This is a genomic window from Sulfuricaulis sp. (assembly GCF_024653915.1).
Taxonomy (GTDB): Bacteria; Pseudomonadota; Gammaproteobacteria; order Acidiferrobacterales; family Sulfurifustaceae; genus Sulfuricaulis.
Genome location: NZ_JANLGY010000013.1, coordinates 142183 through 166414 on the forward strand (window position 1 = coordinate 142183; position 24232 = coordinate 166414).

Here is a 24232-nt window from a genome sequence, read left to right on the forward strand (position 1 = left end):
AATGAATGCGCCGAAAATCCAGACAGCGATTCCCCAGCGACGCTACCAGTTTGGTGAATACACCGGTGTAGTGCTCGGCGAGATCGAAAGCGGGGATGGAGTGAAATACCAGTACATCCTGGCGCTCGTGCGCGAAGGTGAAGACCGGCCCTCGTTTTACGTGACCGCGGAGAAGAATCCGCGAAGCCGTGCACAGGAAGGCTCCCATCGCCTGCGCGTCATCACACAAGGGTTGGACGAAGAGGTCGGTTGTTCGAACGCGTGGGTCGAGCTCGACGCCTTCTGCGCGGAGGCCTTTACCGTCGTGGCCAAGGTGTTGGGCCTGTCAGACGAGCAACCTGTGGCGATTGCCTGACCGGCGCTTTGCCTGCTGACACTAACTGTGGGAGAGATCCTGCGTTCGGTGTTTCCCCCTCACCCTTGCCCTCTCCCGCCGGGGGAGAGGGGGAGTCGGTCGGCTTCAAGCCAACAGTTAAAAACTGCCGGCTTGAAGCCGATCATACTTAGTGGTGATGGCCACCCGCACCGTGCACGTGACCGTGCTCAAGCTCTTCCTTCGTGGCCGTGCGGACTTCGGTAATCTCAACATCGAAATGCAGGGTCTTCCCGGCCAGCGGGTGGTTGGCGTCGAGAACGGCTCCGGTTTCCGTCATGCTGACGATGGCAAAAGTGATGGGTCCGTTTGGCCCGTCGGCTGAGACGCGTGCGCCGACTTCGAGCTTCATGTCTGGCGGGAAATGTTCACGCGGGGCCTCGAAAATGGCCTCAGGATTTTTCTCGCCGTAGCCCTCCGCGGGCGCTACCGTGACTTTGGATTTGTGGCCAGCCGAAACGCCTTCCAGCGCTTTTTCCAGTCCTGGAATGATGTTGCTGTGACCGTGCAGATAGTTAAGCGGTTCACTGCCACGGCTCGAGTCGAGCACTTCGCCACTGTCGTCGGTCAGGGTGTAATGCATCGACACAACCATACCCTGGGCTGCCTTCATCATGAAATCCTCATGGATATTTGGTAAGAAGAGTGCGCCACTATATCGCAGATGGGGGCCGACGCCCAAGCAGGATTGGCACTGCCTGTCACGTGCGGGGGTTTGCCGAACCGGCAAGACAGCCTCCATGGACGGGCTTATACTTCCATGTGAAATTTCCCGGTGATTCATTCGGATAAATTATTTCTCATGATCAAACATCTCGATGTTAATGTCTCCGGACAGGGCCTGCATGAAATCACCGATCGGATCCAGGCTGTGGTGCGCGAGGTCGGAATCAATGAAGGTCTGTGCACACTCTTTGTGCAGCACACCTCTGCCAGCCTGTTAATTCAGGAAAATGCCGATCCAGCGGTGAAGCACGATCTGGAGCACTGGTTTAACCGGCTGGCGCCGGAGAACGATCCGCTATATACCCACCAGAACGAAGGCCCGGATGACATGCCGGGACACATCAAGTCGGCGCTTACAGCAACACACCTTTGCATCCCGGTTTTCGGCGGACGTCTGGCGCTCGGCACCTGGCAGGGCGTGTATCTGTGGGAGCACCGGCACAAGCGCGGCACGCGTCAGATCGTGGTGCATCTCGGCGAGTGAGCATTCGCCAGACAATCGCGCCGTACGGTTCCTGGAAATCGCCGATCACTGCGGATCGTATCGTCGAGGGCGGCGTTGGCCTGGGACAGGTCGCACTCGACGGTTCCGATATTTACTGGAGTGAAATGCGCCCCGCAGAAGGTGGGCGCCATGTCATCCTGCGTTGGCGAGAGGGCACCGTGGAGGAAATATTGCCCGCGCCTTTCAGCGCACGCACGCGAGTGCATGAATATGGCGGCGGAGCCTTTGCGGTGGATGAGGGCGTGCTGTATTTCAGCAACGACAACGATCAACTTCTGTATCGTCTGGCACCGGGTAATCCGCCACATGCAATTACTACGGGCACGGAAAAACGCTACGCTGACGCTGTGATTGACCGCCGACATCATCGCCTGCTCTGTGTTGGCGAGGATCACAGCGTCGGGGGCGAGCCCGTCAATACGATCGTAGCCATCGATCTGGAGGGCCAATGCGAGGCACGCGTTTTGGTGGCGGGGCAGGATTTTTACGCCTCCCCACGCCTGAGCCCGGATGGCAGGCAACTCGCGTGGCTTTCCTGGAATCACCCGGACATGCCGTGGGATGGCACAGAGCTGTGGCTGGCAGACATGGGGCCGGATGGCTTGCCCGTTAACCCTCAATGTGTGGCGGGCAACCGCGAAGAATCGGTATTTCAGCCGTTGTTCGCGCCGGATGGCACGCTGTATTTTGTTTCCGACCGCAGCAATTGGTGGAATCTTTACCGCCTGCAGCAGGGGCGCGTCAAGGCACTGGCGCCCATGGAAGCGGAGTTTGGCCTGCCCCAGTGGATTTTCGGACTGTCCACCTATGCCTTCGATTCGGCCCAGCGTCTGGTTTGCACGTTCAACCGCGCGGGCGCGTGGCATCTCGCCGTGCTCGACACCAGCACGCTCAGGATGGAGGAAATTGAGACACCATTCAGCGACATCAGTCATGTCACGGCCGCTGATGGTATGGCGATTTTTGTGGCGGCCTCAGCCACGCTGCCGGCGGCAATCGTGCGTCTCGACTTGGTAACTCACCAATATGAAATCCTGCGCGCATCCCTTACCGATATTCCGGAGTCCGGTTATCTGTCCGCGCCGCAGACACTGACCTATCCTACGGCCCACGGCGATACAGCGCACGCCTGGTATTACCCGCCCACGAACCAGGATTTCCATGCAACCGCGGACTCAATGCCACCCTTGCTGGTATTGAGTCATGGCGGTCCGACATCGGCGGCATCGTCGTCACTGAATCTCAGAATCCAATACTGGACCAGCCGCGGTTTTGCCGTGGTGGATGTGAACTACCGTGGATCGACGGGTTATGGTCGTGCCTACCGCCACCGTCTCGACGGACAATGGGGCGTTGCCGATGTGGAGGATTGCATGGCGGCAGCGCAACATATCGTGGAGCGCGGGCTGGCGGACAAAGATCGTCTCGCCATACGCGGGGGCAGTGCCGGTGGATACACTACGCTGTGCGCGTTGACGTTCCACCGTTTGTTTCGCGTCGGCGCGGCTTACTATGGCGTGAGCGACCTCGAAGCACTGGTGCGGGACACGCATAAATTCGAGGCGCGATATCTGGATCGTCTGATCGGGCCTTATCCTGCCAGTCGAGACCTATATCTTGAGCGTTCACCGATTCATCATGTAGATCGTTTGAGTAGTCCGGTAATTTTCTTTCAGGGGCTGGAGGACAAGGTGGTGCCGCCGGATCAAACGGAGAAGATGGTAAACGCGCTACGCGCGCGCCACATACCCGTGGCTTACGTGCCGTTTGAAGGCGAGCAGCACGGCTTCCGCCGCGCGGAAAATATCCGTCGTGCACTGGAGGCGGAGTTTTATTTTTATTCCCGACTGTTTGGTTTTACGCCGGCCGATTCCATCATGCCGGTAACGATCGAGAATCTCCAGCCGTAAAAAAATCAGTCCACGCGGCTGGTGATCAGCTGGTTATCCGGAAATTTATTGTCGCGCAGGTATTTATTCACCGATGTCAGAAAGGCTTCGGGTCCGGCGGCGTAGATATCGAAGCCGCTGAGATCGGGATGATCCTTCGTGAGCTGCTTGAGGGCCAAGTCCGATTTGGCCGCCCCCGCCGTCAATGATGTGTACTGGAAATTATCCAGCGCGTCTGTCCAGGAACGGCAGAGATTGTTGAGGTAATGACCGCCGTCGTCGCTGAGCCAATACAGGTGCAGGCTCTCGGCCACGTCCCGCGCCATGGCGTGTTCGATGAGGCTTTTGATCGGCGCGAATCCCGTTCCATGGGCCAGAAAAATCAGGGAACGTGGCGATTCCTCGCCCAACTTGAATTCCCCTTTGGGTCCGACGAGCGAAACGATATCCCCTGGTTTCAGTTTTTTGAAGACATAATCGGCGAGGCGATTGCCGGGCAGACGCTGCACGTGAAACTGGAGATTGCGGTCGTCACACGGGCAACTGGCGACCGGGTAATCCGCCTCGGCGCCGTTGGCGGTTTCGAGCGTCACCGCCTGGCCGGCGAGGAACTGCAGCCGCTTCGTGCGTGGCGTCTGCAAGTGCAACAGCGCCATGTTATCGCCAAGCAACTCTATCTTCTTGACCCGCGTCGCGATTTGTTGTGCCGGAATATCCTGCGCGCCGCCGATCTCGGCGGCCTCGATCTCCAGATCGTTCACCGCCGTGTGGGAACACAGCAGCACATAGCCCTGATTCTTTTCGGCCTCGCTGAAAGCGTAATCGGAGTGGCGCATCGGGAGCGTCTTCCCGGAAACCACCCTGGCCTTGCACAAACCGCAGTTGCCGTTGCTGCAACCATAACGCAGCGAGATGCCGGCACGCAGGGCGGCATCCAGGATGGTGTCCGAACCTTCCACGAAAAACTCGCGTTGGCCCGGAACGAGGCGAACATGGGCGGTCATGAGGCGGAGAAAACTCTCCTTGACGACGTAGGATTGAAGATAGTCGTTGGGCGACTGCTTCTCCAGTTCATGCCGTAGCCACAGCTTGAGAGGCCCCATGATATTGCGGATATCCTGACCGCCGGACCTTTCATGCTCACTGAATTTGTCATACAGCCAGTCGGTGATGGTTTTGTAGCGCCCCACCTGCATCCGTGTTTTTGCCAGTTCCTTGCTCAGCCCGGAGAGACGTTCGGCCAGCACCTCGGGTCCGGGCAGCAGTACTTCACGCACACGGTGGGCAAAGGCATCGTCCTTGATGTGGGTGAAGCGCTCCAGTTCACCGCTGTTGTCCAGTTGTGTATCCGGATAGGCGCGCAGCAAATCCTCGGGCTTGACCATGCCCTCGAAGGTTTCCAGCTCGCCTTTCTTGATTTTTTTCTGGAGCGCGCCACGCGTGACGCCCACAAGACGCGCGGCGCGCGTCAAGCTAAGTAACTGTGCGCCGTTATTTGACTGGTCTGGCATGGATCAATCCCACCAACGTGTCTGGGCCGTGTCGGTTGAATTAAATCACCCGACTATAGTCAGCATGACAACCTTACAGAGAGGCATGAGGCGCGGTTTACTGCAGAGATAATTGGGGAAATATAAAACGTCATGGCAAATGCCGTATGCCAAGTATCGGGGATATAAAAAACCGGCTTGCGGGGCAAGCCATTGTCTGGCTTTGCCCCGCTCCGACGTCAGATGGAGAAAGATGAGTTGAGACTGTCTGGCTAAATAGGCAGATCGGGAGGTCTAGTAACTCCGTCGCCCGCCACCGCCACCACCACCGCCACCACCGCCGCGATTTCCCCAGCCGCCACCACCGCCACCACCACCACGATTCCCAAAGCCACCGCGGCCACCACCACCGCCACCACCACCACCACCACCACCACCGCCACCAGGACGATCAGTCTTGGGCCGGGCTTCGTTGACATTCAGCGCGCGACCTTTCAGGTCTTTCTGGTTCATGCCGTTGATGGCGGCCGTTGCCTCGGCCTTCGCCGGCATTTCAACAAATCCGAAACCACGCGGCTCGCCACTGAACTTGTCTTTGAGAATGGTGACCTTGCTGATCTGCCCGAAGGCGCTGAAGGCCTCGCGCAAGTCTTCTTCCGTGACATCGCGCGACAGATTTCCTACGAAGATATTCATATCAAACTCCTGGATTGAAAGGGTAAGGCATCGTGGACCGTGCTTCGCTTTCGGAAACGATGGCTGTGAAAGTGCGCGGTCGGATAGGCGAATGATCGGGCGTGAACCAGTTCCTTGGCATCAATGTAAGGAAGGGTGGGCTTCAGTGACCCAGCTTCTTCGGCATCCGCGACGGATAATACGCCTGTGATTTGCCGGCGTCCAAGTGTCCAAAGAACTCCACCCGATCATCGGCCTGCCGGGGGGCAGGAGCGGCGCGCCGGTTAGCCGAATGCCTTTACAGTGCGGCCGGTGCCACCCGAGCCATGGCGCGGGCCTTGGCCGTGACGAGGATGATTCCCGCCGTTTTTTGCTTTGAAATGGTGCGGCGCACCGTTTTGGCGATGCGGTTTGTTGCTAGACGGGCCGCCGCGACGGTGGGCCGAGGGTGCGTGCTGTCGCGGGCGCAGGGTCGGTTCCATGCCGGGTATGACATGGGCCGGAATCGCCTGGCGGGTGTAACGCTCGATATCCCGCAGCTGCTGGAAATTATCCGGCGCGGCGAACGAGATGGCGATGCCCTTGGCGCCTGCGCGGCCGGTGCGGCCGATGCGATGCACATAATCCTCCGCGCTTTTCGGGAGATCGAAGTTGATGACATGGGTAATGCCGGAGACGTCGATACCGCGAGCGGCCACGTCGGTGGCCACCAGCAAGCGCACCGAGCCTGAACGCAAATTGGTGATCGCGCGGTTACGCTGGTTCTGGTTCATGTCACCGTGCAGTGCCGCGGCCGGGTGCCCCTTGGCGTGCAGGGTTTTGGCAAGACGATCCGCTCCCCGCTTGGTAGCGGTGAACACGATGGCCTTGTTCATGTTGATATCATCCAACAGGTGAGTCAGCAGGCGCTGCTTGTGCGCGCCATCGTCCACGTGATGCAGGCGTTGCTCGATATTTTCATGTCGTTCCTGCGGTGTCGCGATCTGGATGAGCTTGGGGTTTTTCAGCAGGCGGCGTGCCAGTTTGGCGATATTGCCTTCGAGCGTCGCGGAAAACAGCAGTGTCTGACGGGTGGCCGGTGTGGCGGCGGCGATTTCTTCCACCGCGTGAATGAAACCCATGTCGAGCATGCGGTCGGCCTCGTCCAGCACCAGTATTTCCAGGCGCGAGTAGTCGATGCGTCCACGTTCCATGTGGTCCAGCAGCCGTCCGGGTGTCGCCACCAGAATATCCAGCGGTTGGGACAGCAGCCGCATCTGCGGCGGATAGGGCATGCCGCCGACGACGCTGCCGATGCGAAAACGCATGTGCTTGCCGTATTTGATGGCGGCCGCTGTTACCTGGTTGGCGAGCTCGCGTGTGGGTGTCAGCACCAGCACGCGCGGGCCGCGGGAATTTTTGGTCGACGGCGTGCTCAGCCGTTGCAGCGAGGGCATGACGAATGCGGCTGTCTTGCCGGTGCCGGTCTGGGCCGAAGCCATGAGGTCGTGGCCTTCCAGTGCCGCGGGGATTGCCTGCGCCTGGATTGGAGTAGGCACGGTGTAACCGCTCTCGCTGATGGCCTTGAGGATAGACGGGTGTAAAGCTAGTTTTTCAAAAGTCACAATATTTCCTTGAATGAGATAAATGGTGCGTGCAGATAAGCGCAACCGTTTACCTGCATCAGGCAACGGTGGTGACAAACTGCTGGCGCGAACACATCGTCGCCAACCGTTTAATTGCTGAAATTCCAGGGAAACTGAAACCAGAAGGTGGGTCAGAGAGCGATGAACTTATTGGCTGAATCCAACATTACTGTCTGGATCGTTTAGCCGGCGCGAACCATACAGGAATACTCGGGGGAAAGCCAGTTTGCGCTCGCGGACAGGGTGTCCACGGAGGATTATTCCTTGACCAAGGGGACCCACAGCAAATGCAGCCCTACCATAAGCGCCAGGCCAATCAGGCTCAGGCCATAAACCATCAGGTTGGTGTCGAAGAACAGGGCGGCGACCATGACGGCAGCGCCCGGCAGGGCGGCCTTCAACCAGTCCGGAAAGGAGACCTTGACGGCTTTTTCGCAGGCCTGGCAGGGTACGGGAGCGCCGGGCCCCAAAAAAATCTTGCGCAACGAACTTATCGCGGGTTTTCCGCAATGAGGACACTGATACATCTTTCTCTACCCTATGCTGTAGTGCTGACGCTATATATCAAAAGATTGAAATCGCCCTTTTGATTAGCTCGCGTGAATGAGTCAGATCAACAGGCCGGAATACAATATCCACCTGTCCGGGAAAAGGCAAATTGGCCCGGCCGGGAACCGGCATCGAGGATGTATCGTACATTGATATGTGACGGGCAGGGGTTGGCGCACCCGCGGCGGTTCGGACTGGCCTGTCATCTCGGTTTGTTGCTCGATATTCCCAGCATCGGCGTGGCCAAGTCGCGACTGATCGGAACGCATGGCGAAGTGCCGGACACGAAGGGCGCATGGACGCCGCTGCTCGGTCACCCCTCATCCCCATCCCTTCTCCCGCAAGGGGAGAAGGGGGCGAGACGTGGCGCGCTTCGCGCGCACTCAGAAATCATCGGCGCGGTGCTGCGAACGCGCACCGGCGTGATGCCGGTTTATGTGTCCATCGGCCATCGAATCAGTCTCGCCACCGCCATTGATTATGTTCTGCGCAGCACGACGCGCTTCCGCTTGCCGGAAACAACGCGTCGCGCGCATCGGCTGGCCTCCGCGGTTTAATTGCCGCGCGCTGTTTTTTTGATCAGGGTCAACGACCCGCGGGGGTATCTCTGTACCATGGCATCAATGTTGCGTCTGATAATGCCGTACGCTATTTCTCCAATTCATCTGATGGATCATGACCATGAAAAATGTTTTGTGTTATCGGAATCATCTGTTTTCTGCGCTGGCCCTGGCAGTATTATGTGTCGTATTGCCGCAGGCGCAGGCGGCAACCCCCGGCGAGACCAGTATCAGCCTGGGGGCGGAATACACCTCGGGTGATTACGGAACTTCCAGCAAAACCAAGATGTGGTATTTCCCGGCCACGCTCCGGTATGAAACGGACCGCAACATGATGGCGCTGACCATGCCTTATGTCGTCGTCGAGGGGGCCGGCAATGTCGTGGCGTCGGGCAGTATGCAAGGCATGCCGCGTACAACGATGTCCACAACGAGCCGGACGGAATCCGGGCTGGGCGATATCGAATTGTCGGCCTCGCACGTGATCGCGCAGGACGCCGGCTGGCGCGTGGGTCTGGGCGGACTCATCAAGCTTGGCACCGCCGATGAGCAGGATAACCTGAGTACGGGAGAGGACGACGTCTCCATTCAGCTGGAGGCGGAAAAGACCAGTGACAATAACACGATCTTTGGTACTGCCGGGTACAAGATGCTCGGTGATCCACCGGGTATTGATTACGACGATATCTTTTATGGATCGGTGGGAGTATCTCGACGTCTCAATGCCTCCCGTGCTGCCGGCGTGGAATTGTATGCACAGCAGGCGCCGCTGCCTGGCGTGGATGGAAAGTCGGAATTGATGCTGTTTTTGAGCGACAAGCCAGGGCCGAAGACACGGCTCACAGTATATTTGATTGCCGGCTTCGCCGATGGCAGCCCCGACTGGGGAGTGGGCGTCACGCTCAAGTTGAGTCAGTAGCGGCGCGAATTGTTTTCTTCTTTGCTGTTCTTGCTTCCATCCGACCGTCCACATTCAGTTGTGCCGCTTCTGCAGTAGCTTTCCTGTTTAACAGAGACAACTTCGTGGTTGCATATTTCCCCGACGCGTGTGGTTGACTCCTTGGTTTAAAATTATTCCAGAATGACGACACGACGTCTTCTTGATCTGTGTCAAAGCATCAGGGGGATGTTTCTGCCAGAGTTCGCGCGTTGTTGCCTCAGTAGGGCAATCCGCCGCTCGTGTCTCCACACGGCCGTCACTTCTCCCTGGTGGCCTGGTTTAGAGCGGCGGAATTTTTTTTGCCCGCGAATTTCCACGTCATTATCAAGAACCGTAACAAAATGAACTTCAAACCACGGGGAACACGGGGAAAGCAGATAAAAACATAAATAGCCTCCCCGTTTTTCCGGCACTTTTCACTCCCCGTGCTCCCCGTGGTTTAAGGTTTTAGTTTCGATTTTGTTGGAAACTCCAATGAATCTCCCGCCTCCACGGTCACGGTTTTGCGGATTGCCGCGCACAGGGTAGAGTTAGACTCATTCTCACGCGAAGGGAGGCGCCGTGTTCGACCTGTTTGTGGATTCGCTGATTATCCTGCTCGTGGTGGTTGACCCGGTGGCCGTGGCCCCGCTTTTTGCGGCGCTGACGCACGGTGAATCGGTGACCACCAAACGCCGTATCGCCATCCGTGGAACGACTATCGCGGGGGGGATTCTGGTGGTGTTCGCGTTGGCCGGCGGCATGCTGCTGGATGCGCTTGGCATCGGCATGCCGGCGTTTCAAATCGCGGGTGGGTTGCTGCTGTTTCTGCTCGCGGTCGACATGGTGTTTGCCCGCCATTCCGGGTTGCGCTCCACTACCGAACGCGAACAGCGCGAGGCGGAGACGAAAAAGGATATCTCGGTTTTCCCCCTGGCCATTCCGCTCATTGCCGGTCCGGGCGCATTGACCTCGGTGCTGCTCATGGTGGGCGACCAGGGCGATGATCCGCTTGTGATCGGCACGGTGCTGGCGGTGATCCTGGTAGTGCTGCTGGTGACACTGGTTTCGTTGATTTTTTCGGCGCGCATCATGGCGCTCATGGGCGAGACCGGCGCGAACGTTATCAGCCGCGTACTCGGCGTGGTGCTCGCGGCACTGGCGGTTCAGTTCGTGCTGAACGGCTGGCAGGAAGGTTTTATGATGATCGGGGAAAACGCGTCACAGATGTTGACGATCTGATCCGATAACATCAGGCGGCGGTGTCGACGGGGAGATATTGCACCGGATTGATGCCGTAGGTACCCGGATCGAGCACGCGGTCAATCTCGCACGGCCGTCCATCGCGCGTCTTGTAGTCGGTGAGGTCCACGGTCGTGGCGCCCGGGACCGGGTAGTAGTCGGGTTGCAGTACCAGTGCCACCTGGGGTTTCAGCCGGCGCACGCGGTTCATGGTCACGACCACGCCGATCTCGCCGGTGTTGAGTTCCACCACGCTCCCGATCGGATAAATTCCCATGCACTGGATGAATTGCTCCACCAAGCCGGGGTGGAAGTCGCGGTGGCGCCACTCATACATCTTTTTCAGCGCGGCATGGGCTGACATGCCGGTGTGATAGGCGCGGTCGCTGGAGATGGCATCGTAGCAGTCCACGATGCCTCCGATCATGCCGAACATTCCGATATCGTCCCCTTTAAGGCCGCCGATGTAACCGCCGCCGCTGTAACGTTCGTGATGGCAGCGCGCCACCTGGACGGCGGGGGGTGGAATCCCGGAGGATTTTTCCAGAATGGCCACGCCGTGCGGCACGTGGCTTTTCATTTGTGCATATTCATATTCAGTGAGCGCGCCGGGTTTGTTCAAAATCTCGTTCGGCACCCTCATCTTTCCGATGTCGTGCAGCAACGCGCCAAGGCCTAGCAGGTTGAGCTCGTGTTGATCCAGTCCAAGATGACGACCGAAGGAGAGCGCCAGAATGCAGACGCGCATACTGTGTTGCGCGGTGTATTCGTCTTTCTTTTTCAGCTGAGCGAAGCTGGTGAGCGCATCCGGATTGCGAATAACGCTTTCCACCATCTCGGCGACCACCTTTTTGGCGCCAAGACTGTTGATGTTTTTTCCGAGGCGCACATCCTCCAGCAGGGTGTATACCAGCTCCCGGGTTTCATGATGAATTTCTCGGGCGGCTTCGATCTCCTGCTCCAGGCGGGTTTGATCGTGGTAGACCGGCTTGAGCAGTGGATGACTGGCAACCTTGATGAGAAGATCGCGTTCGACTTTCCTGTGTTGTAACACTTCCTCGGCGACGGCCTTTTCCGCCGGAGTACGTGGAATTGGCTTTTGGTAGACTTCGGGGATATCGACGTAGACGTGCTGGCAGTAGCGCTGCAGGTCGCGGATTTCATCTTCGCTGCGGATTTCGAAGCCTTGGAAGATGAAGGGAGTTTCGCGCCAGGGACGGTCCAGTTCGCGGACGTACATCCCTATCTTGAGTTGCTGTACCTCGAGCTTTCTTTTACCCATTCTTGACCCGCGGGTTCCCTGTCATTCCGTGATTCCGTACGAAACCACTGCCACAGCCACTAAACATATTGTAGGACAGAAATATTCATACCCCCAAGGAAAGCAATCGGGTGTTGCCAGTCAGTGCCGGCAGCGGACAGAATCGGGAGAAGCTGCCACAATGGGTCCGTCTTAACACTCCATGGAGGAAATCGAGCATGAGCGAACATACCTATAAGGTGGTGGAACTGGTGGGCTCGTCCACCCAGAGCACAGACATGGCCATCCAGAATGCCATCTCCCGTGCCGCCAAGTCCCTGCGGAATCTGGACTGGTTCGAGGTTGTTGAAACTCGTGGCCATCTCGAGAAAGGCAAGATCGCCCACTGGCAGGTCAAGATAAAGCTTGGTTTCCGCATGGAGGATTAGGAATTTCTGAAATATGAATTTTCACCGCAGAGATCGCAGAGGGTTTTCTGTTAATTTCATGATTTTTCTCCGCGTACTCTGCGTTCTCTGCGGTAGATAATCATATAAATCAGGACTTCTTCAGGATGCTTCGTCTGTGCACTGCGGCCAATCTGCCGGAGGCCCATCTGCTTCTGCACCAACTGGCGCAGGCCGGTATTGAGGCGCGAGTGCTCAATGAGCACGCGCAAGGCGGTCTCGGCGAACTTCCTTTCACCCACGCTTATCCTGAAATCTGGATCATGGAACCGGCCCAGGAGATGCGGGCGCGCAAGATTCTTGTGGAGTTTGAGCGCGCTCCCGCCTCGACAATTCCGTTGCGGTGTACGGGCTGCGGTGAATCCAATCCGCCGGGATTTGAAATCTGCTGGCAGTGTGGCAAGCCCTTGCCGGTTTCATGAAACCACGAAGCACAAATGTTCGGAGTTTCCGATAGAGAGAAATAGACAGGATTAACAGGATTTTTCAGGATTTACAGGATTAAGAATTAGATGATGTTGGAAATTATATCTAAATCCTGTTAATCCTGTTTTTGATCCTGTGAATCCTGTCTGTTGTTTTTTGGATAATTACAAACGCGTGCTGAGGTCGGCCTCGGCCTGCACCTTGGCGCGCAGCAGGTATTCGGCGACATGCGCCCACGGCGCACGCTTTTCTGAAATGATGTCGGAAATCTTGCGCGAAAATCGTCCATAACTCAGAACCGTGTCTTCGGTCATGGCCACGGCGGTATGCTCCAGGAAGGGGATCAGGCCCTCAATCATCTTGAGCTTCTCGCGCTTGGTGCGGATGTCCTGGTCCTCTTCTTTGGCTTCGAAATAGGCCAGGGAATTGTCAAACATGGTTTCGATGGCCTTGGTGAGGCTGTTGCAATCCAGGCGGAGCATTCCGTAGGAATGCTGATAGAGCTTGAACAGTTCCAGCACAATGTCCTTGAGATGCAGCAGCCGCGGGTGCGCACGCAGGGCCTTGGCGAACATGGCGAATACGTCATCGTACTCAACCTTGGACTTGGTTCTGTTGGTTGCCGGTGCAGCGGAGAGCGATGAAACCGTAACCGATATATTGGTCGAGTCTTCGTTCTTTTCCCGCATCGAGGGATTCTTGGCCATCAGGCACATCGCCCGGATATCCTCGAGTTGTTCCAGGATTTCCTCCGCCTTGTTATGCGCGTCACGCCGTGCGAATTGAAGGTTGGTTTCCGCTTCGCTGTAGTCAAAGGAGCTGACGACGTTCTGACGGATACGGTTTTCGACCTCGCTCCCGGTCTTGGAGCCGAGCACGCCGGCGAGACGCTGTTTCAGGCGTTCGCGCGCCTCCATGGCGATGTGGTGGATGCTCGTATAGCGCGCCTCGGTCTCCTTGAACTCGACGTACTGGTGCATGTTTTCGTCGAAGGTTTCCATTTTCTGCAACAGTGCTTGTGAGAACGACAGGAACGGACCGGCGAAGGCGGTGTTTTCCTCGGCGCTCAGGGTCATCGTTGCCAGCGCCTGCTTGTAGGCGGCGACCTTGTCGTCCACCGTCTGCACGCCGCGAGTGATGCCGGAGAGGACATTGGAGATGCTGGCAAACGACTGGTGAATCTGCTTGGTAATTTTGAGGATATCAATGAGCTTGCGCAGCATGGTTTCCTCGCCGCTGGTATGCAGGAACAGCGCCTGCAAGCTGTTTTTTGCATCTCCTAACTGGTCGGGTCGCAGCAACGCATGCTCTTCAATGAAGACAAGCGCCGTCATCGAAACAAGCGCTTCGCGGTATTGGGGTTCAGCGGGTTTGTCTTCAAGCTTCATGGGCGGCACGCGGCGAGTAGGGCGCTTCTGGAATGACGCGGCCAAATTGCGTGATTACACGGTCAAGCTGGCTTTATCCAGGCGCTTCATTATAAATTATACAACACTTGTGCTGTCTTAATCGGCCTGACTGGGCGGATGCAGGAAGGACGGCGACAGACGGCTGGGGATTGAACTTGTGGGACGTTGCCCCCATCTAACGGCTTGGAAACTGTTTATTTCACTGGAGAATCCAAATTTTATGAAGCGCGTATTCCTGTTCTTGGTGACCAACATCGCTGTCCTGCTGGTGCTCAGTGTTGCTGCCAGTATCCTGATTCGCGTACTGGGCGTTGAGGAGATACCGGGCGGGCTGAATCTGCAGTCTCTTATTATTTTCGCGGCGGTGATCGGTTTCGGCGGCTCGTTCATTTCGCTGGCCATGTCCAAGTGGATGGCAAAACGTGCCACCGGTGCGAAGGTCATCGAGCAACCGCGCAATGCCACGGAGCAGTGGCTATTTGAAACAGTGCGGCGCCAGGCCAAGCAGGCCGGCATCGGCATGCCGGAAGTGGCGGTTTATGAGGCTCCGGACATTAACGCCTTCGCCACCGGCATGCGCCGCGACGCGGCGCTGGTCGCCGTCAGCACCGGCCTGTTGCAGTCCATGGACAAGGACGAGGCCGAAGCCGTGCTGGGTCATGAGATTACGCACGTAGCGAACGGCGACATGGTGACACTGGCGCTGATTCAGGGCGTGCTCAACACCTTCGTGATCGTTTTGTCTCGCGTGATCGGATATTTCGTCGATCGCGTGCTGCTCAAGAACGATCGCGGTTTCGGGATAGGGTATTTTGTCACCAGCATCGTGGCGCAGATCGTGCTTGGCATCCTGGCGAGCATGATCGTCATGTGGTTCAGCCGCCAACGTGAATTCCGCGCTGACCGGGGCGGTGCCAAACTCGCCGGCCGCGAGAAGATGATTGCGGCGCTGCAGCGCCTCAAGACAATGCACGAACCGGCGCAACTGCCCGAGCAATTGGCCGCCTTCGGTATCTCCAGCGGGCAGGTCGGTGGCTGGAAGCGCTTATTCATGTCGCATCCGCCGCTGGATGAACGCATCGCCGCCTTGCAACAGTCGCGCTGATTGTTGAGAGGTAGACGAACAGAAACCCGCCGGGCCTCGCTCGGCGGGTTTTTTGCCCTACACGGATGTAGTAATGTCGCGAGAGCGCGATACTGAAGTCCTGCTCGCCACGCTCGCTCGTCATGTCATTAGAGTAGCGCGTAGCGACCATTGACGAACCGCCCGCCGTGCCCGGCAGCAACTATTATTCAAAAGAACGGTCGCAATACGGGGACTACCCAGTCCGAATAACTCCCGGGGACAAGATATGCTCATCATCCGCAAGCCTGCCGATATCAACCCGAGCGAGATTACTCCCAGGGACGTCTATCTGAATCGCCGGCGCTTCCTACGCGAGGCCGCCGCCGTGGCCGCCGCTGGCGCCACCGCGGCTCTGTTACCCAATGTGGTATCAGCCGGGCAGAAAATTCCCAACGTGCGCAAGAGCCCGCTTTCCACGGTCGAGAAGCTGACTTCCTTCCAGGACATCACGACCTATAACAATTTCTACGAGTTCGGCACGGACAAAAGCGATCCTGCCCGACATGCACAGAATTTCCGCACCTTTCCCTGGACCATCAGCATCGAAGGCGAGATCAAAAAGCCTGCCCAGTATCAGTTCGAGGAACTTCTCAAGCACTATCCGCTGGAGGAACGTATTTATCGCCTGCGTTGCGTTGAGGCCTGGTCCATGGTGGTTCCGTGGGTGGGGTTTCCCCTGCGCGACCTGATCCGCCGCCTCGGGCCAACCTCGCGCGCCAAGTATGTCGAGTTCACCACGTTACAAGATCCTGCGCAGATGCCCGGCCAGAGACCGGGATTGTTGGGCGCCGGTCTCGACTGGCCGTACGTCGAAGGACTGCGCCTTGACGAGGCCATGCACTCGCTGACTATCCTGGCCGTGGGCCTTTACGGCGAAGTCATGCCGAGCCAGAACGGAGCGCCGATTCGGCTCGTGGTGCCATGGAAATACGGTTTCAAGAGCATCAAGTCCATCGTGAAAATCCGTTTTGTCGAAAAGCAGCCGTTAACCACCTGGATGAAGTCCGGTCCGCGCGAATATGGTTTCTATTCGAACGTGAATCCCACGGTGGATCATCCGCGCTGGAGCCAGGCCGCCGAGCGGCGCATTGGCGAGGACTCGCTGTTTTCACCCAAGCGCAAAACGCCCATGTTCAACGGCTATGCCGAGCAGGTGGCCTCGCTGTATACCGGTATGGACCTGAAAAAGTTTTTCTGAGCCTTGTCCTGCGGCGATCATGTCGAGTCCTGCCATCCATAAATTTCTGAAATCCGCGTTGTTTGTTGTAGCGCTGATTCCGCTGGCGTATCTCGTCTTCCGGGCTGTTAATAATCATTTAGGCGCCAATCCCATCGAAACGATCAACCGTTATACTGGTGACTGGGTGCTGCGTTTTCTGATGCTCACGCTGGCGGTAACGCCATTGAGAAAACTGACTGGCTGGAATTCTTTATTGCGTTACCGGCGCATGCTGGGACTGTTCGTCTTTTTTTATGTCTGCCTGCATTTCCTGTCCTACGTCTGGCTCGACCAGTATTTCGTGCTCGCGGATATCGTTAAAGACGTGATCAAGCGGCCGTATATCACGGTGGGCTTTGCCAGTTTTCTGATGCTGATACCGCTGGCCGTGACCTCCACGAATGCCATGGTCCGCCGGCTGGGCGCGAAACGCTGGCAGCAATTACATCGCCTGGTTTATCTCATCGGCATCGGCGGTGTGGTGCATTTCCTGTGGCTGGTGAAGTCCGATATCAGCGAGCCGCTGGTTTACGCTGCCATCCTGGCTTTGTTATTGGGGTTCCGGTTGTGGGTCCGGGCACGCCGGTTAAACAGTGCGATCGTGCCTGGCACGTCAACGTAACTTCTTCTCGCTGCACCTGCCGCTGGATCCCCGGAATCAGTGCATACTTGCCAGTTACAAGGCAAAGTGGAATGATTTGCCCAAGAAGAGAAATTGTCGGATCGAGACGGAGATGAACCTCTTAAGGTCTGCCCGCATCCAGGGCTTTCCCGATAATCAAGGCTACACACCGGCACTCTGATTCACACTATTGCGCCTGATGTCGCTTGAGGCGCGCGAGCCCAATTTCACTGCAGAGGAACTGGCGTTGAAAACCCAGCTTCACGGAACAACTATTTTATCGGTTCGCCGCAATGGTCATGTGGCCATCGGCGGCGATGGCCAGGTCACCATGGGTAATACGGTCATGAAGTCGAACGCGCGCAAGGTGCGCCGTCTGTACAAGGATCAGGTGATCGCCGGGTTTGCCGGCGGCACGGCCGATGCCTTCACGCTGTTCGAGCGCTTTGAGGGCAAGCTGGAAAAGCACCAGGGGCAGCTGACGCGCGCGGCGGTGGAACTGGCCAAGGACTGGCGCACCGACCGCATCCTGCGCCGCCTCGAGGCGGTGCTGGCGGTGGCGGACAAGACCGACTCGCTTGTCATCACCGGTCAGGGCGATGTTATCGAACCTGAAGGTGGGCTCATTGCCATCGGTTCCGGCGGGCCCTACGCACAGGCGGCGGCGCGCGCCCTGATGGAAAATACCGAGCTGAATGCGCGTGCCATTGTTGAACAGGCCTTGAATATCGCCGCCGATATCTGCATCTATACCAATCGCAGTCTGACCATCGAGGAGCTTCAGAGTTGACCATGTCGGAAATGACCCCGCGGGAAATCGTCCAGGAGCTGGACAAGCACATCATCGGTCAGTCGGCGGCCAAGCGCGCCGTCGCCATCGCGTTGCGCAACCGCTGGCGCCGCTCGCAGGTCGAGGATGAATCGTTGCGCGCCGAGATCACGCCCAAAAATATTTTGATGATCGGTCCGACCGGCGTCGGCAAGACCGAAATTGCGCGCCGGCTGGCTAAACTCGCCAATGCGCCCTTCATCAAGGTCGAGGCGACCAAATTCACGGAAGTGGGCTATGTCGGACGCGAGGTCGATTCGATCATCCGCGACCTCGTGGACATGGCAGTCAAGATGATGCGCGTGGAGGAAATGGCCAAGGTCCGTGCTCGCGCCGAGGACGCCGCCGAGGACCGGATTCTGGATATCCTGGTTACACCGGCGCGCGAGATGGATTTCGCCGTGGGTGAGACGGCGCGCCCGGCCGACGGCGCGGCGCGCCAGATGTTCCGCAAGAAGCTGCGCGAAGGCTCGATGGACGATCAGGAGATCGAAGTCGAGCTGTCGGCACCGGCCATGGGCGTGGAAATCATCACACCGCCCGGCATGGAGGAAATGACCAGTCAGTTGCAGGGACTGTTTCAAAACATGGGCGGTCGCCGTTCCCGCCCACGCAAGGTGAAAATCCGCGAGGCCCGGAAACTATTGACCGAGGATGAAGCGTCAAGACTCGTCAACGAGGAAGACATCAAGGGCCGGGCCTTGCAGCGCGTCGAGCAGCACGGCATTGTGTTTATTGACGAGATCGACAAGATCGTTGGCCGCAACGAAGGGCGCGCCCCGGATGTTTCGCGCGAAGGCGTACAGCGCGATCTGCTGCCGCTGGTGGAAGGCTGCACGGTTTCAACCAAATACGGCATGGTTAAATCCGATCACATCCTTTTTATCGCCTCGGGCGCGTTTCATCTCTCCAAACCCTCTGATCTCATTCCCGAGCTGCAGGGTCGTCTGCCGATTCGCGTCGAGCTCGACCCGCTTAATGCGGATGATTTCGAGCGCATCCTGACCGAGCCCGACGCCTCGCTGACCGAGCAGTACAGCGCCTTACTGGCGACCGAAGGGCACAGACTCGAATATAAACCCGACGGCGTGCGCCGTATCGCCGAGGTGGCATGGCAGGTGAATGAGCGTACCGAGAATATCGGCGCGCGCCGCCTGCACACCGTCATGGAGCGCCTGCTCGAGACAGTATCCTTTGAAGCCACTGATCGCGGCAATGAAAATACCGTGGTGGATGCCGCCTACGTCGATCAGCACCTGGGCAGCCTGGTCGACAACGAAGATCTTGCGCGTTATATCCTCTGACGGCCGTTCCGGTCGTTTCAAATTATCTGATTTTGCGCGATTTTTTTTGCGCGCTTGAAATTTTCCCCGTCGTCCCCATTAAAAATACCGCAAACGGCAGATGAGCTTGTGGATGGTGAAATCAGGTTCAGCGGATGCCGGGAATTTAATTGATTTATTTGGAGGTGTTTTATGACCAGACTGATACGACGTGAAAACGGCGCCCCGCTGACCCGCTGGGGTTTGTGGGACAATGATATCGACCGGATGTTTCAGGGTTTCTTGAACCCGATGCGCGAGGTGGAAGAGGCGCGCGATGAGGACCTGTTCCCGGCCATGGACGTGAAAGAGCGTGCTGATGCCTATGTCATCGTCGCCGATGTACCGGGCGCGAAGAAAGAGGACATCGACGTAAGCCTGGAAAACGGCATTCTCACCATCAGCGCGGAAACCAAGAGCGAAAAGGAAGAAAAGGATGGCGAACGTGTTCTGCGCCAGGAACGCCGTTACGGCAAATATGTCCGCAGTCTGCGGTTGGGCACGCAGGTCGACGAAAAGGGTATCAAGGCCAACTACAAGGACGGGGTATTGGAACTGACCCTGCCCAAGGCCGAAGCAGTGAAGCCCAAGAAGATTACTGTGGATGTAGCCTAACTCCTCCGATGTCTCCGGGACGGACCCCGGAGGGGGAAAGGCCGCGCGAGCGGCCTTTCTTTTTTTTGAACTCGTGACAAAATGATTTCGAACCACGGGGAGCACGGGGGAGAGAGAAAAAAGGCAAGAAAGGGTATCTTCATCTTTCCATTACCTTTCATCCCCGTGTTCCCCGTGGTTTAAGACGCTTAATCTTTTTTAATACTAGCCTGCTGACTTTAATGTGAATATGCGCTAACTTTTCGGTCGGAATGCAGGTTCACCCTCCGACTCCCCCTCTCCCGCGTTAGCGGGAGAGGGCAAGGGGTGAGGGTGATAAAAAGATACAAGCAGCAAAATGGAACAATAATGACGCTCACCCCCCAATCCGCCGCCGACCGCGCGCGCATCCTGACCGAGGCGCTGCCGTATATTCAGCGCTTCCAGGGAAAAACCATTGTCATCAAGTACGGCGGCAACGCCATGGTGGACGAGAACCTCAAGCGCGGCTTCGCGCGCGACGTGGTGCTCATGAAGCTGGTTGGGATGAATCCCGTGGTAGTTCACGGCGGCGGGCCGCAGATCGGTCAACATCTGGAAAAGATCGGCAAAAAGAGCGAATTCATCCAGGGCATGCGTGTTACCGACCGCGAGACCATGGACGTGGTAGAGATGGTCCTCGGTGGCCTCGTCAACAAGGAAATCGTGAGTCTCATCAGCCAGCAGGGCGGCAAGGCCGTGGGGCTGTCCGGCAAGGATGGCGGGCTGATTCGCGCCAAGAAAATGATTTTGCAGAGGCCCGCCGACAAAAAGGATCTCCCGAGCGAAATCATCGACATCGGTCACGTGGGCGATGTCAGCAGCATTGATCCAAGGCTGGTGGCGCTGCTCGATACCGGCGATTTCATCCCGGTGATTGCGCCCATCGGCGTGGGTGAGGACGGCCAGACTTACAACATCAACGCCGACGTCGTCGCCGGCAAGCTCGCCATCACGCTCAAGGCCGAGAAGCTCATGCTGCTTACCAATACCACCGGCGTGCTGGACAAGTCCGGCAAGTTGCTTACGGGCCTGTCCATCACGCAGATCAAAGATCTTATCGCTGACGGCACCATCCACGGCGGTATGCTGCCCAAGGTCAACTATGCTCTCGACGCCGTCAGCAGCGGCGTCAAGGCTGCGCATATTATTGACGGGCGTGTGGAGCATGCGGTGTTGCTGGAAGTTTTTACCAATGAAGGCGTCGGTACCCTGATCAAGTCCTGATCGCCCGCCCATGGCCCGACCGCGCCGCGGCGAACGCCGCCAGACCATCCTCGAAACACTGGCGCACATGCTCGCGAAAAACCACGGCGAGCACATCACCACGGCCCAGCTGGCGCGCGCCGTCGGCGTTTCCGAGGCCGCGCTGTACCGCCATTTTGCGAGCAAGGCCAAGATGTTCGAGGGCCTGCTCGAATTCATCGAAGAGACGCTGTTCACCCGCATCAACAAGATTCTCGCGGAAGAAACCCGCGCCGAGGCGCGGGTGCAGAGCATCCTGTTCCTGCTGCTCGGCTTCGCCGACAAAAACCCCGGCATGGCGCGCCTGCTGTACGGCGATGTGCTGGTGGGCGAAACAGAACGCCTGCGCCAGCGTGTAGTGCAGATTTACGAACGCATCGAAACCCAGCTGAAACAGGTATTGCGAGAGGGAGAAGCGAGTGAAAACCTGCGAGTCCCGATAGCCGATACGGCGGCGCTATTGCTCTCGGTGGTCGAAGGTGCGATCACGCGGTTCGTCAGGAGTGAATTCAAATCTTCGCCAGTGGCGGGATGGGATAAACAGTGGGAGTTGCTGCGGAAGGGAGTTTTTTAATTGAATCGCTTTCAGCGATGGATTTACGTTTCGCAGAACCTGACGGTCTTACACAGAGCGTAGTGCAACGAAGCGGCGTGTAAAACCGGTCAGAGTTAATGCGCTTGTTAGGTATGTGGCAGCTCATTTTTCCTCTGTGGGTTGAGAAACGCCAGTGAACTTAAAAATGAGTTTGCTAAAGGGTTTATCCATTGGGCGAAAAACATAAGCTGCTGCTGCAGGCATTAACCCGTAGAAAAACTTTTCTTCGTTGTCCTGAGCGACAAATAGTACTAATACAGCAATAATGGCAATGGTTATTAGGGTATAAATAGTCCATGCCATTTTAGTATAGAAAATATACTTATCATTTTGATTGTCTGTCATATTCTTCGATTCCTGGTAACTCGTATTGGAATTACACGATTAGTGTTTATAAATATTACCTAACGATGATTGAACGGCCCAAGTACGGGATATTCAATATAGCGTGGGCAGAAAATATCTGAAAGCCGTTTGAGGTCAGACATTTGGGACGAATACCTCGGAGAACGTGTATCCGCAATATACTGCAAACTCACGGGATAAGTGAATTGAACTGCAATGTGACGGTATAACATTGTCTTTGCACGAGCGAAGACAAATTCGATGGGATCGAATTTGGACAGCCGAAGGCTGCCCGAAGGGCGAGGACCAAGGATGGTCCGAGTCCAAGTAACCCAAGGCGCAGGGGCGGAGCCACCCGCCATTAGTTTTTAAATCGTGCGCGGAGCACACACTACAGATTGTTTTTCGATGACAAAAAATATGCCGGGACCGGCATATTCAGATGAATTTCGCGTTAAACACCCACACTGCCGCCAGGCCCAATAAGAAACATCCACCGGCGTATAACGCCGCCCAAAGTTTATAGCGCTTCGTCAATTCCGCCTGCGTGAAGGCCGACAGAATATACGGTCGTGAGCCGTCGCGCGTGGGGCCGAGGACGCTGAGGCCGTCGGCGGAGTGGATGACCTGTTCCTGGCGGTTCTTCATGGTTTCGCGCCGGGCCTGGGCGCGGGCGAGGCGCCATTCGATCTCGTCGATTTTTCCGTCCTTGTTCAGATCGAAGCGCTGCAACATAGTGGGTTGGTCTTTTTTCCAGTCCCTGAGCATTTCGCGCACGTCTTCGTCCACGGTCGGCATACTGGTATAGCTGCTCACACTTTTCAGTAGACCCAGCGCGTAGAGTGACTCGCCGGAGTTGATGCGCTCCTCGGTCAGGCGATAGTTGCCGTGACCGACATTGGAGGCAAAAAAACGGGAGGCGCCGGCAGGTTGACGGGCTATGCCACCCAGGCGGGAGCCAGATCGCCACCGGTCCTTGTGTCGTGGCGTGACGTCCGCGTCTTCAGGGTCGATGACCACGCGACCGGTATCATCCTGCATCCAGAAGGTTTCAGTGCTTTCGCCTTTCTCCACCACTTGCCAGCGGGTTTGGGTGCGCCCCTTGTGATAGGACTTCACCAATTCCTCGACCTGGTAGCGGAACCACACGCACGGCAGGCCGGAAAGCTTGGCAATAATCGGCGGGCCGTCCATGAGTTTGCCCGCGCCTTCCAGTTCGACATAGCCTTGCGGCGCGGAACGGATTTTGGCGGTGGGAGTATCTTCAATCAGGCGGATGTGACTGACGTTGCGCCAGGTGCGCCACGAGGTGTAGGCGCAACCGGCGACGAGCAGCACCACGCCGATGCCAACGGTGGCGGGATCGCTTTGGTTGATGTTGCGGGCGAGTTCCGACAGCCACTGCATCAGCGGACCGGAGGACGACATCCTTTAAGAACCCCTAACAAAAAGCAATTTAACCGCCAAGACGCCAAGAACGCCAAGTTTTTACTGTTGAAAAAATAGCCTTCCTTGGCGCCTTGGCGTCTTGGCGGTTCAGAATCATATTCATTTTGTTAAAAACTAAGTGTTAAAGAGCGCCTTGACGCTGACGTCCTGAATTTCGCTTTCCTTGAACTTGAGCAAAGGCTTCTGCTCGAAGCGGAACAGCGTGGCGATGACATTGTCCGGGAAGGTCTCGATGCGAATATTGTTGGCATTGACCGAGTCGTTGTAGAACTCGCGGCGGTCGGCGATCTGTGCCTCGAGCTGCGAGATTCGGTTTTGCAGGTGCTGGAAATTCTCATTCGCGCGCAGTTCGGGATAATTCTCCGCCACGGCGAAAAGATTCATCAAGCCTGTGCGCAACTGAGTCTCGGCCGCGCCGACAGCGGCCACGTCACCAGCTGCACGTGCCTGGCCCACGGCCGCGCGTGCCTGGGTCACGGCCTCCAGCACGCCGCGCTCATGCTTCATGTATTGCTTGCAGGCCTCGACCAGCTTGGGCAGCTCGTCATGGCGCTGCTTCATTAACACGTCGATATTCGACCAGGCTTGGGCGACGTTATTCTTGAGCCGCACGAAGTTGTTGAACATGGTCACGGCATAGAGAAACAGCGCGCCGAAAATACCGAGGAAAACGAAGGTCGCGATGGACATGATTGCTCCTTTACTGAAGCCCGAAGTGGCTTTAAAAAAGAGTATAGACGCGGGCGCAGCCT

Annotated in this window: 25 protein-coding genes and 1 pseudogene; 16 read left to right on the forward strand and 10 right to left on the reverse strand. The window is 57.1% G+C overall.

Going from position 1 to position 24232, the window contains the following annotated elements; translation table 11 throughout:
* The first annotated feature begins 1 nt into the window (after nucleotide 1).
* Nucleotides 2–355, forward strand: a complete 354-nt coding sequence (locus NUV55_RS07185) for a hypothetical protein (protein WP_296671617.1) — start codon at nucleotides 2–4, stop codon at nucleotides 353–355.
* 148 nt (nucleotides 356–503) lie between these two features.
* On the opposite strand, the gene NUV55_RS07190 is transcribed toward NUV55_RS07185, so the two are convergent.
* On the reverse strand, nucleotides 504–986 hold the full coding sequence (locus tag NUV55_RS07190) for a peptidylprolyl isomerase (protein ID WP_296671619.1): 483 nt from the start codon (nucleotides 984–986) through the stop codon (nucleotides 504–506).
* 189 nt (nucleotides 987–1175) lie between these two features.
* Between NUV55_RS07190 and NUV55_RS07195 the strand changes: the two genes are divergently transcribed.
* Nucleotides 1176–1583 carry a secondary thiamine-phosphate synthase enzyme YjbQ gene (locus NUV55_RS07195; RefSeq protein WP_296671620.1) on the forward strand — a complete coding sequence of 136 codons (408 nt, stop codon included), beginning with the start codon at nucleotides 1176–1178 and terminating at the stop codon, nucleotides 1581–1583.
* A complete protein-coding gene (locus tag NUV55_RS07200; RefSeq protein WP_296671622.1) occupies nucleotides 1580–3514 on the forward strand; it encodes a S9 family peptidase in 1935 nt (644 codons plus the stop codon). Before NUV55_RS07195 ends, NUV55_RS07200 begins: the two co-directional genes overlap by 4 nt.
* Nucleotides 3515–3519: 5 nt before the next feature.
* Here the strand turns inward: NUV55_RS07200 and NUV55_RS07205 are convergent, their stop codons facing one another.
* The 4 genes from NUV55_RS07205 to NUV55_RS07220 all read right to left on the reverse strand — a co-directional run bounded on the left by NUV55_RS07205 (nucleotide 3520) and on the right by NUV55_RS07220 (nucleotide 7768).
* Nucleotides 3520–5004 carry a 2Fe-2S iron-sulfur cluster-binding protein gene (locus NUV55_RS07205; protein ID WP_296671623.1) on the reverse strand — a complete coding sequence of 495 codons (1485 nt, stop codon included), beginning with the start codon at nucleotides 5002–5004 and terminating at the stop codon, nucleotides 3520–3522.
* A 273-nt stretch (nucleotides 5005–5277) separates the two neighbouring features.
* A complete protein-coding gene (locus tag NUV55_RS07210; RefSeq protein WP_296671624.1) occupies nucleotides 5278–5679 on the reverse strand; it encodes an RNA-binding protein in 402 nt (133 codons plus the stop codon).
* Between the two features lie 263 nt (nucleotides 5680–5942).
* Nucleotides 5943–7262 carry a DEAD/DEAH box helicase gene (locus NUV55_RS07215; protein ID WP_296671626.1) on the reverse strand — a complete coding sequence of 440 codons (1320 nt, stop codon included), beginning with the start codon at nucleotides 7260–7262 and terminating at the stop codon, nucleotides 5943–5945.
* A 278-nt stretch (nucleotides 7263–7540) separates the two neighbouring features.
* Nucleotides 7541–7768 carry a hypothetical protein gene (locus NUV55_RS07220; RefSeq protein WP_296671627.1) on the reverse strand — a complete coding sequence of 76 codons (228 nt, stop codon included), beginning with the start codon at nucleotides 7766–7768 and terminating at the stop codon, nucleotides 7541–7543.
* A gap of 213 nt (nucleotides 7769–7981) precedes the next feature.
* Between NUV55_RS07220 and NUV55_RS07225 the strand changes: the two are divergent.
* The 3 genes and pseudogenes from NUV55_RS07225 to NUV55_RS07235 all read left to right on the forward strand — a co-directional run.
* A pseudogene (locus NUV55_RS07225) lies at nucleotides 7982–8389 on the forward strand (endonuclease V); the annotation flags it as partial.
* A 124-nt stretch (nucleotides 8390–8513) separates the two neighbouring features.
* Complete coding sequence (locus NUV55_RS07230) at nucleotides 8514–9311, forward strand: hypothetical protein (RefSeq protein WP_296671630.1); 798 nt, start codon at nucleotides 8514–8516, stop codon at nucleotides 9309–9311.
* Nucleotides 9312–9893: 582 nt separating this feature from the next.
* Nucleotides 9894–10553: a MarC family protein gene (locus NUV55_RS07235; RefSeq protein ID WP_296671631.1), complete on the forward strand. Its 660-nt coding sequence runs from the start codon at nucleotides 9894–9896 to the stop codon at nucleotides 10551–10553.
* A 10-nt stretch (nucleotides 10554–10563) separates the two neighbouring features.
* Here the strand turns inward: NUV55_RS07235 and NUV55_RS07240 are convergent, their stop codons facing one another.
* Nucleotides 10564–11835: an HD-GYP domain-containing protein gene (locus NUV55_RS07240; RefSeq protein WP_296671633.1), complete on the reverse strand. Its 1272-nt coding sequence runs from the start codon at nucleotides 11833–11835 to the stop codon at nucleotides 10564–10566.
* Nucleotides 11836–12032: 197 nt separating this feature from the next.
* Between NUV55_RS07240 and NUV55_RS07245 the strand changes: the two genes are divergently transcribed.
* Together NUV55_RS07245 and NUV55_RS07250 are read left to right on the forward strand one after the other, a co-directional pair.
* The gene (locus tag NUV55_RS07245) at nucleotides 12033–12242 is read left to right on the forward strand and encodes a dodecin (protein ID WP_296671634.1); all 210 of its coding nucleotides are present in this window, start codon (nucleotides 12033–12035) and stop codon (nucleotides 12240–12242) included.
* A gap of 125 nt (nucleotides 12243–12367) precedes the next feature.
* A complete protein-coding gene (locus tag NUV55_RS07250) occupies nucleotides 12368–12682 on the forward strand; it encodes a DUF2007 domain-containing protein (protein WP_296671638.1) in 315 nt (104 codons plus the stop codon).
* A 168-nt stretch (nucleotides 12683–12850) separates the two neighbouring features.
* On the opposite strand, the gene NUV55_RS07255 is transcribed toward NUV55_RS07250, so the two are convergent.
* Nucleotides 12851–14074: a hypothetical protein gene (locus tag NUV55_RS07255; RefSeq protein ID WP_296671640.1), complete on the reverse strand. Its 1224-nt coding sequence runs from the start codon at nucleotides 14072–14074 to the stop codon at nucleotides 12851–12853.
* 241 nt (nucleotides 14075–14315) lie between these two features.
* Here NUV55_RS07255 and htpX point away from each other — a divergent pair, with 241 nt between their 5' ends.
* From htpX to slmA, 8 genes are all read left to right on the forward strand, one after another.
* Nucleotides 14316–15200 carry a protease HtpX gene (gene htpX / locus NUV55_RS07260; protein WP_296671641.1) on the forward strand — a complete coding sequence of 295 codons (885 nt, stop codon included), beginning with the start codon at nucleotides 14316–14318 and terminating at the stop codon, nucleotides 15198–15200.
* A gap of 256 nt (nucleotides 15201–15456) precedes the next feature.
* Nucleotides 15457–16419, forward strand: a complete 963-nt coding sequence (gene msrP / locus NUV55_RS07265; RefSeq protein ID WP_367280379.1) for a protein-methionine-sulfoxide reductase catalytic subunit MsrP — start codon at nucleotides 15457–15459, stop codon at nucleotides 16417–16419.
* A gap of 19 nt (nucleotides 16420–16438) precedes the next feature.
* A complete protein-coding gene (gene msrQ, locus NUV55_RS07270; RefSeq protein WP_296671644.1) occupies nucleotides 16439–17062 on the forward strand; it encodes a protein-methionine-sulfoxide reductase heme-binding subunit MsrQ in 624 nt (207 codons plus the stop codon).
* Between the two features lie 247 nt (nucleotides 17063–17309).
* Nucleotides 17310–17852 carry an ATP-dependent protease subunit HslV gene (hslV, locus tag NUV55_RS07275; RefSeq protein WP_296671646.1) on the forward strand — a complete coding sequence of 181 codons (543 nt, stop codon included), beginning with the start codon at nucleotides 17310–17312 and terminating at the stop codon, nucleotides 17850–17852.
* Nucleotides 17853–17854: 2 nt separating this feature from the next.
* Entirely contained in the window at nucleotides 17855–19195 is a 1341-nt protein-coding gene (gene hslU / locus NUV55_RS07280; RefSeq protein ID WP_296671648.1) for an ATP-dependent protease ATPase subunit HslU, read from the forward strand.
* Nucleotides 19196–19366: 171 nt separating this feature from the next.
* Nucleotides 19367–19828, forward strand: a complete 462-nt coding sequence (locus NUV55_RS07285) for an Hsp20/alpha crystallin family protein (RefSeq protein ID WP_296671649.1) — start codon at nucleotides 19367–19369, stop codon at nucleotides 19826–19828.
* A gap of 348 nt (nucleotides 19829–20176) precedes the next feature.
* Nucleotides 20177–21073, forward strand: coding sequence for an acetylglutamate kinase (argB, locus tag NUV55_RS07290; RefSeq protein WP_296671651.1), 897 nt, complete (start codon nucleotides 20177–20179; stop codon nucleotides 21071–21073).
* 10 nt (nucleotides 21074–21083) lie between these two features.
* On the forward strand, nucleotides 21084–21665 hold the full coding sequence (gene slmA / locus NUV55_RS07295) for a nucleoid occlusion factor SlmA (RefSeq protein WP_296671652.1): 582 nt from the start codon (nucleotides 21084–21086) through the stop codon (nucleotides 21663–21665).
* 123 nt (nucleotides 21666–21788) lie between these two features.
* On the opposite strand, the gene NUV55_RS07300 is transcribed toward slmA, so the two are convergent.
* From NUV55_RS07300 to NUV55_RS07310, 3 genes are all read right to left on the reverse strand, one after another.
* Nucleotides 21789–22031, reverse strand: coding sequence for a hypothetical protein (locus NUV55_RS07300; protein WP_296671654.1), 243 nt, complete (start codon nucleotides 22029–22031; stop codon nucleotides 21789–21791).
* A gap of 438 nt (nucleotides 22032–22469) precedes the next feature.
* On the reverse strand, nucleotides 22470–23459 hold the full coding sequence (locus NUV55_RS07305) for a GIDE domain-containing protein (protein WP_296671655.1): 990 nt from the start codon (nucleotides 23457–23459) through the stop codon (nucleotides 22470–22472).
* Between the two features lie 135 nt (nucleotides 23460–23594).
* On the reverse strand, nucleotides 23595–24170 hold the full coding sequence (locus NUV55_RS07310) for a LemA family protein (protein WP_296671657.1): 576 nt from the start codon (nucleotides 24168–24170) through the stop codon (nucleotides 23595–23597).
* Between the last annotated feature and the right edge of the window lie 62 nt (nucleotides 24171–24232).

Coding starts and splice junctions, on each gene's coding strand:
- NUV55_RS07190 (WP_296671619.1), bottom strand. CDS start 986: ATGAAGGCAGCCCAGGGTATGGTTGTGTCGATGCATTACACCCTGACC.
- NUV55_RS07285 (WP_296671649.1), top strand. CDS start 19,367: ATGACCAGACTGATACGACGTGAAAACGGCGCCCCGCTGACCCGCTGG.
- htpX (WP_296671641.1), top strand. CDS start 14,316: ATGAAGCGCGTATTCCTGTTCTTGGTGACCAACATCGCTGTCCTGCTG.
- NUV55_RS07205 (WP_296671623.1), bottom strand. CDS start 5,004: ATGCCAGACCAGTCAAATAACGGCGCACAGTTACTTAGCTTGACGCGC.
- slmA (WP_296671652.1), top strand. CDS start 21,084: ATGGCCCGACCGCGCCGCGGCGAACGCCGCCAGACCATCCTCGAAACA.
- NUV55_RS07245 (WP_296671634.1), top strand. CDS start 12,033: ATGAGCGAACATACCTATAAGGTGGTGGAACTGGTGGGCTCGTCCACC.
- hslU (WP_296671648.1), top strand. CDS start 17,855: ATGTCGGAAATGACCCCGCGGGAAATCGTCCAGGAGCTGGACAAGCAC.
- NUV55_RS07255 (WP_296671640.1), bottom strand. CDS start 14,074: ATGAAGCTTGAAGACAAACCCGCTGAACCCCAATACCGCGAAGCGCTT.
- NUV55_RS07240 (WP_296671633.1), bottom strand. CDS start 11,835: ATGGGTAAAAGAAAGCTCGAGGTACAGCAACTCAAGATAGGGATGTAC.
- msrQ (WP_296671644.1), top strand. CDS start 16,439: ATGTCGAGTCCTGCCATCCATAAATTTCTGAAATCCGCGTTGTTTGTT.
- NUV55_RS07195 (WP_296671620.1), top strand. CDS start 1,176: ATGATCAAACATCTCGATGTTAATGTCTCCGGACAGGGCCTGCATGAA.
- NUV55_RS07210 (WP_296671624.1), bottom strand. CDS start 5,679: ATGAATATCTTCGTAGGAAATCTGTCGCGCGATGTCACGGAAGAAGAC.
- NUV55_RS07300 (WP_296671654.1), bottom strand. CDS start 22,031: ATGACAGACAATCAAAATGATAAGTATATTTTCTATACTAAAATGGCA.
- NUV55_RS07305 (WP_296671655.1), bottom strand. CDS start 23,459: ATGTCGTCCTCCGGTCCGCTGATGCAGTGGCTGTCGGAACTCGCCCGC.
- NUV55_RS07310 (WP_296671657.1), bottom strand. CDS start 24,170: ATGTCCATCGCGACCTTCGTTTTCCTCGGTATTTTCGGCGCGCTGTTT.
- NUV55_RS07230 (WP_296671630.1), top strand. CDS start 8,514: ATGAAAAATGTTTTGTGTTATCGGAATCATCTGTTTTCTGCGCTGGCC.
- NUV55_RS07185 (WP_296671617.1), top strand. CDS start 2: ATGAATGCGCCGAAAATCCAGACAGCGATTCCCCAGCGACGCTACCAG.
- NUV55_RS07250 (WP_296671638.1), top strand. CDS start 12,368: ATGCTTCGTCTGTGCACTGCGGCCAATCTGCCGGAGGCCCATCTGCTT.
- argB (WP_296671651.1), top strand. CDS start 20,177: ATGACGCTCACCCCCCAATCCGCCGCCGACCGCGCGCGCATCCTGACC.